The organism is Lutibacter sp. (assembly GCF_040883305.1).
GTDB lineage: Bacteria > Bacteroidota > Bacteroidia > Flavobacteriales > Flavobacteriaceae > Lutibacter.
Genome location: NZ_JBFLKT010000340.1, coordinates 1 through 4442, shown reverse-complemented (window position 1 = coordinate 4442; position 4442 = coordinate 1). Strand labels below are relative to the sequence as shown.

General features: G+C 28.6%; 6 protein-coding genes and 1 pseudogene. 3 read left to right on the top strand and 4 right to left on the bottom strand.

Annotated elements, in window-relative coordinates:
- Positions 1 to 354 (top strand): annotated as a pseudogene (locus AB1Z17_RS11020) (Bcr/CflA family drug resistance efflux transporter); the annotation flags it as partial.
- A gap of 77 nt (positions 355 to 431) precedes the next feature.
- Positions 432 to 722 (top strand): thioredoxin, encoded by a 291-nt coding sequence (gene trxA, locus AB1Z17_RS11015; RefSeq protein ID WP_368051847.1) that lies wholly within the window; start codon positions 432 to 434, stop codon positions 720 to 722.
- A 169-nt stretch (positions 723 to 891) separates the two neighbouring features.
- On the opposite strand, the gene AB1Z17_RS11010 is transcribed toward trxA, so the two are convergent.
- From AB1Z17_RS11010 to AB1Z17_RS10995, 4 genes are all read right to left on the bottom strand, one after another.
- On the bottom strand, positions 892 to 1074 hold the full coding sequence (locus AB1Z17_RS11010) for a CPXCG motif-containing cysteine-rich protein (RefSeq protein ID WP_368051846.1): 183 nt from the start codon (positions 1072 to 1074) through the stop codon (positions 892 to 894).
- Positions 1075 to 1084: 10 nt separating this feature from the next.
- Entirely contained in the window at positions 1085 to 1852 is a 768-nt protein-coding gene (locus tag AB1Z17_RS11005; protein WP_368051845.1) for a sulfite exporter TauE/SafE family protein, read from the bottom strand.
- A 162-nt stretch (positions 1853 to 2014) separates the two neighbouring features.
- Positions 2015 to 2722 carry an OmpA family protein gene (locus AB1Z17_RS11000; RefSeq protein ID WP_368051844.1) on the bottom strand — a complete coding sequence of 236 codons (708 nt, stop codon included), beginning with the start codon at positions 2720 to 2722 and terminating at the stop codon, positions 2015 to 2017.
- Positions 2722 to 3201 carry a lipocalin gene (locus AB1Z17_RS10995; RefSeq protein WP_368051843.1) on the bottom strand — a complete coding sequence of 160 codons (480 nt, stop codon included), beginning with the start codon at positions 3199 to 3201 and terminating at the stop codon, positions 2722 to 2724. The genes AB1Z17_RS11000 and AB1Z17_RS10995 overlap by 1 nt, the downstream gene beginning before the upstream one ends.
- Positions 3202 to 3348: 147 nt before the next feature.
- Here AB1Z17_RS10995 and AB1Z17_RS10990 point away from each other — a divergent pair, with 147 nt between their 5' ends.
- Positions 3349 to 4062: a pseudouridine synthase gene (locus tag AB1Z17_RS10990; RefSeq protein ID WP_368051842.1), complete on the top strand. Its 714-nt coding sequence runs from the start codon at positions 3349 to 3351 to the stop codon at positions 4060 to 4062.
- The last annotated feature ends 380 nt before the right edge of the window (positions 4063 to 4442 follow it).

Genomic DNA, 4442 nt, shown 5'->3' with positions numbered 1-4442 from the left:
TTGGCTACAGCAGCTTTATATACCTTCTTTGGAATTTCGTTACTTTATATTTTACTGTTTTTTAATAGTGAAAATCCAAGTATTGAAATTTTATTGCTGTTTTTTGCGATTCAATTCTTTTCAATAGGATTTCTTTTTGGAAATTTAAGAGCTTTAGCAATGCAACCCATTGCGCATATTGCAGGAATTGGAGCTGCAATAACTGGTTTTATTTCAACTATTATGGCTGTGCCAATTAGTGCATTAATTGGTTTGTATGTTAAAGACACCGTTTTACCTCTATTTATTGGCTTTTGTATTTGTAGCTTTTTAGCTATTCTAATTTCACGTTATTTAAAACGTGTGAATAATTAAAATACAGTTAATTAAATAACCCCTCCTCTATTTACTATTGATTTTGTAACTTTAAGTAACATTAAAAAAATAGTATTATGAAAAAATCATTTAACGATATTATAAATCAAGAAGTGCCTGTTTTGGTGGATTTTACGGCAGATTGGTGTGGACCTTGCAAAAGCATGGCGCCCGTTTTAAAACAATTAAAATCGGAATTAAAGGATACTATAAGTATTATAAAAATAAATGTTGATAAAAATCAATCGTTAGCAGCCAAATATCAAGTACAAGGAGTTCCAACTTTTATAGTATTTAAACAAGGAAAACAGGTTTGGCGACAATCTGGGATGCAATCAATTTCTCAATTAAAACAGGCTCTTAAATAAAGGGTAAGTTTGTGTAAATCTTTAAATTTCTGCCTTTTTAGGGATGACAATTGACTTTAGATAAAGACTGTAAACTATTGATATAAAAATAGTTGTAAAAAAATAAATTTCTAAATGAATTTGACTTCAGAATTGAGTGAAGTCCTTAAATAAATTCAGATTAATGTAATTACTGTTCTATATTTTTAATATTCAAAGCAATTAATTCAGAATTACTAAATATGGGATTAATTTCTATTGGGTTACAACACATTTCGCAATCTTCTATATATGTTTGATTGTTTACAGAAGAATCAAACAACATAGAAATTTTTTGCCAACAATACGGACATTGAAAAAAATGTTCTTCCATAAAATTATAATTATTTAAATAATAGAATTAATGCACCAATAGCTGTAACTATAATAATAAATTTTCTGTACAATTCATTATTAATTAGTTTTACTACTTTAATTCCTAAGAAAAAGCCTAAAACTATTGCAGGTATTAATGTTAAATTTATAGCTAAGCTTTCAACAGATATTGTTTTCCAAACAAAAATGTGAAATGGTAGTTTAAAAACATTAATTATAAAAAACAACCAAGCTGCTGTTCCGATAAATTCATTTTTTGGCAAGCGCATTGCTAAAAAATAAATGTTTGAAAAAGAGCCTGCTAAATTCCCAATCATTGAAGTAAAACCAGATAAAAGTCCCATTGAATTTGAGAAAAGTCGAGTTTTTGGAATTGCAGTTGATTTTCGCCTGTCCATAATAATCATAAACACAACAATACCTAAAATTAAAAAAGCCATTAGGCGTTTAAAAAGTTCGTCGGAAATATCATTTCCCAACCACACTCCTATTAATACACCTATTACCATAGTTGGCATCAGCTTTTTTAAATATTTCCACTGTGTGTATCTATGGTAGTAAATTACTGCTAAAAGATCTGCAAAAAGCATCATCGGAATCAATGTTCCGGTTGAAGATTTCCCTCCAAAAACAATCGCCATTAAGGTTACAATTACGATTCCTATTCCTTTGATACCCGCTTTACTGGATCCTAAAAGAAAGGCAGCTAAAAATGCAAAAAACCAACTAACGGGCGTTAGTTGGTATGTGTTAATAAGTTCAAAAATTTGTTGCACAAAGTTTTTTTTATTAATAAAAAGAAAGCCGTCTAAAAATATTGAAATGCGTCATTCTAAAAACCTATATTTCGACTTTACTCAAAAAAACGGATCGCTAAGCGAAGTTGAAGTACAGGTTGACAAAATATCACTTTATAGAAAGCCTATTTTTAGTTTTAATTAATTTCCTGCTTCTTTTTTAGCGTCTTCTTTCATTTTTTCATTAGGAACAATTGCAATATTTACTCTTCTGTTTTTAGAACGTCCTTCTGCAGTGTTGTTATCTGCAATTGGCTGTTCTTCTCCAAACCAGTTTGTTGTAAATCTAGATGAGCTCAATCCTTTATTCGTGAAAAAATTAGTAACAGCAAAGGCTCTATTTTGTGAAAGTGTCATATTATACGCGTCTGCTCCGGTACTATCTGTATGCCCTACCACTATTACATTTGTATCTGGATATTCCATTAAAATACCTGCTAATTTATTCAGTAAAGTTTCTGAAGCTTCATTAATATTATATTTGTTGGTATCAAAATATACTCCGCTGTTTTCATCAAAAGTAACTACAATTCCGTCATCTACACGTTCAACAATAGCACCAGGAATTTCCTCTTCAATTTGTTGTGCTTGCTTATCCATTTTTTTACCAATTAATACTCCAGCAGTTCCACCAACTACACCACCAATAACGGCTCCTAATTCGCCTCCACTACCCTTTTTTCCTGTATTATTCCCAATAATTGCGCCTAAAATTGCACCACCTGCTGCACCAATTGCACCACCTTTTTGTGTGTTACTCGCATTTTTAGTAGCCTCGCAACTACTTATATTTAATGCTAAAAGTACTGATAGCATTCCAAATCCTATTTTCTTAATTATTGTTTTCATTATTCATTATTTTTTAAAAAATTCATATAAATTTTAAATGGTTTACCTTCTAAAATTACTGTTTGTTCCCATTGCATGTTTGTGTCTGACAATTGTGTTAAATTTAATCTAAAACCTTTATTATCAGCGGATTTGTATTTTTTATCAGTTGGCTTCAATAAAAAGTCGTACAAACCTGTGGTTGGATCAATTTCTTGTATTGTAAACACAAAATTACGATTGCCAATTACACATTCTTCATTGTTAATCGTGTAAATACCAGTATTATTATTAGGTATAAACCTCCAGGTACTTGCTTCAAAGCAGACTTTTGGAGCGTCGTTAAATAAGGTTACACTAAATGTTCCTGCTTCACCATAAGAAATTTCGTTTAAAGTCCAATAGCCTTTAATCACTTTTTTTGATTGAATAACCGTTTTTGGTGTTCCACAAGAAATTAATGTGCATACCAATACAGCTAACATTAGTAGTTTTTTCATTTTTTTAGCTTTTAGTTGTTATAAAAAAAGTTAGTATTAAATATACTAAAAATTTTGTTCAAATGTATAAAAAAAGAACAATTGATTGTAAATATTTTAGGGTTTTAATTGCTTCTAAAATTTTAATTTCGATATGAAATATATTCAATGAAAATGTATCTTTACCCAATGAAAATTGAAGTTCTTTTTGAAGACAATTATTGTGTAATTGTAAATAAACCAAACAATATTTTGATTCATAATTCATATTATGCAAGAAATATTAAAGATGCTACGCTATTAAAATTACTGAAGGAACAATTAAATTTAGAGCTTTTTCCCGTACACAGGTTGGATAGAAAAACGTCTGGTGTGTTATTGTTATCAAAACAAAAAGAGCATGTTGCTGTTTTTCAAGAATTATTTGATTCTAATACAATTAAAAAAAGTTATTTAGGAATTGTTCGTGGTTTTGTTGAAGAAGAATTAGAGATTACGACACCTGTTAAAAATCCAGATACAAAAGTTTATAAAGATGCTGCAACTTTTTGTAAACCCTTACATAAAATTGAATTAAAAATAGCTGTTCATCCATACAAATTTTCTAGATATAGTTTTGTGAAATTAATGCCTGAAACTGGCAGAATGCATCAACTTAGAATTCATATGAATAAAATAAGTAGGCCAATTGTAGGAGATTACAAATATGGTGATCGGTTTCATAATAGAATGTTTGAAAACGAATTTGATTGTAAAAATTTATTTTTACACGCAGACTCCATACAATTTTCACATCCTATTTTAAAAAATGAAATTAATGTAAAAGCAACATTACCAAATGATTGGATTAAAGTTTTTAAAATATTTAATTGGAAGGTTTAAGAAAACCGTTTTCAAATTAAAGTTTAACTTCTTGATTCTGTACAAAAAATCATTATATCTGTAAATTTTCACCCCAAAAAATTACAATATTTAATGTTATCTAACAAACTACTTCATAAAACTAAATATCACGTTAATAGTTAGCTCTAGAAACAGCCTATTATTTACTAATTTTTAGATACATAATCTCAAAGAACTAAAACCCGAAAACGGCTAAATTTTTATTTGTAAAAAGCTTTAATGTGTATTTAAAATACACTTAAACTACTATCATATTTTAATGATTTTTAAATTTTGAATGCAATTTTATAAACTTTTCCTTTAGAAAAGAAATCAGCTTTTGTGTTTTAATTAATTTAATTAAAAACCGTTCTCAAACT

What these genes read in the sequence shown, in the direction of transcription:
- trxA (WP_368051847.1), top strand. Translation starts at nt 432, where the DNA reads ATGAAAAAATCATTTAACGATATTATAAATCAAGAAGTGCCTGTTTTG.
- AB1Z17_RS10990 (WP_368051842.1), top strand. Translation starts at nt 3,349, where the DNA reads ATGAAAATGTATCTTTACCCAATGAAAATTGAAGTTCTTTTTGAAGAC.
- AB1Z17_RS11000 (WP_368051844.1), bottom strand. Translation starts at nt 2,722, where the DNA reads ATGAAAACAATAATTAAGAAAATAGGATTTGGAATGCTATCAGTACTT.
- AB1Z17_RS11010 (WP_368051846.1), bottom strand. Translation starts at nt 1,074, where the DNA reads ATGGAAGAACATTTTTTTCAATGTCCGTATTGTTGGCAAAAAATTTCT.
- AB1Z17_RS10995 (WP_368051843.1), bottom strand. Translation starts at nt 3,201, where the DNA reads ATGAAAAAACTACTAATGTTAGCTGTATTGGTATGCACATTAATTTCT.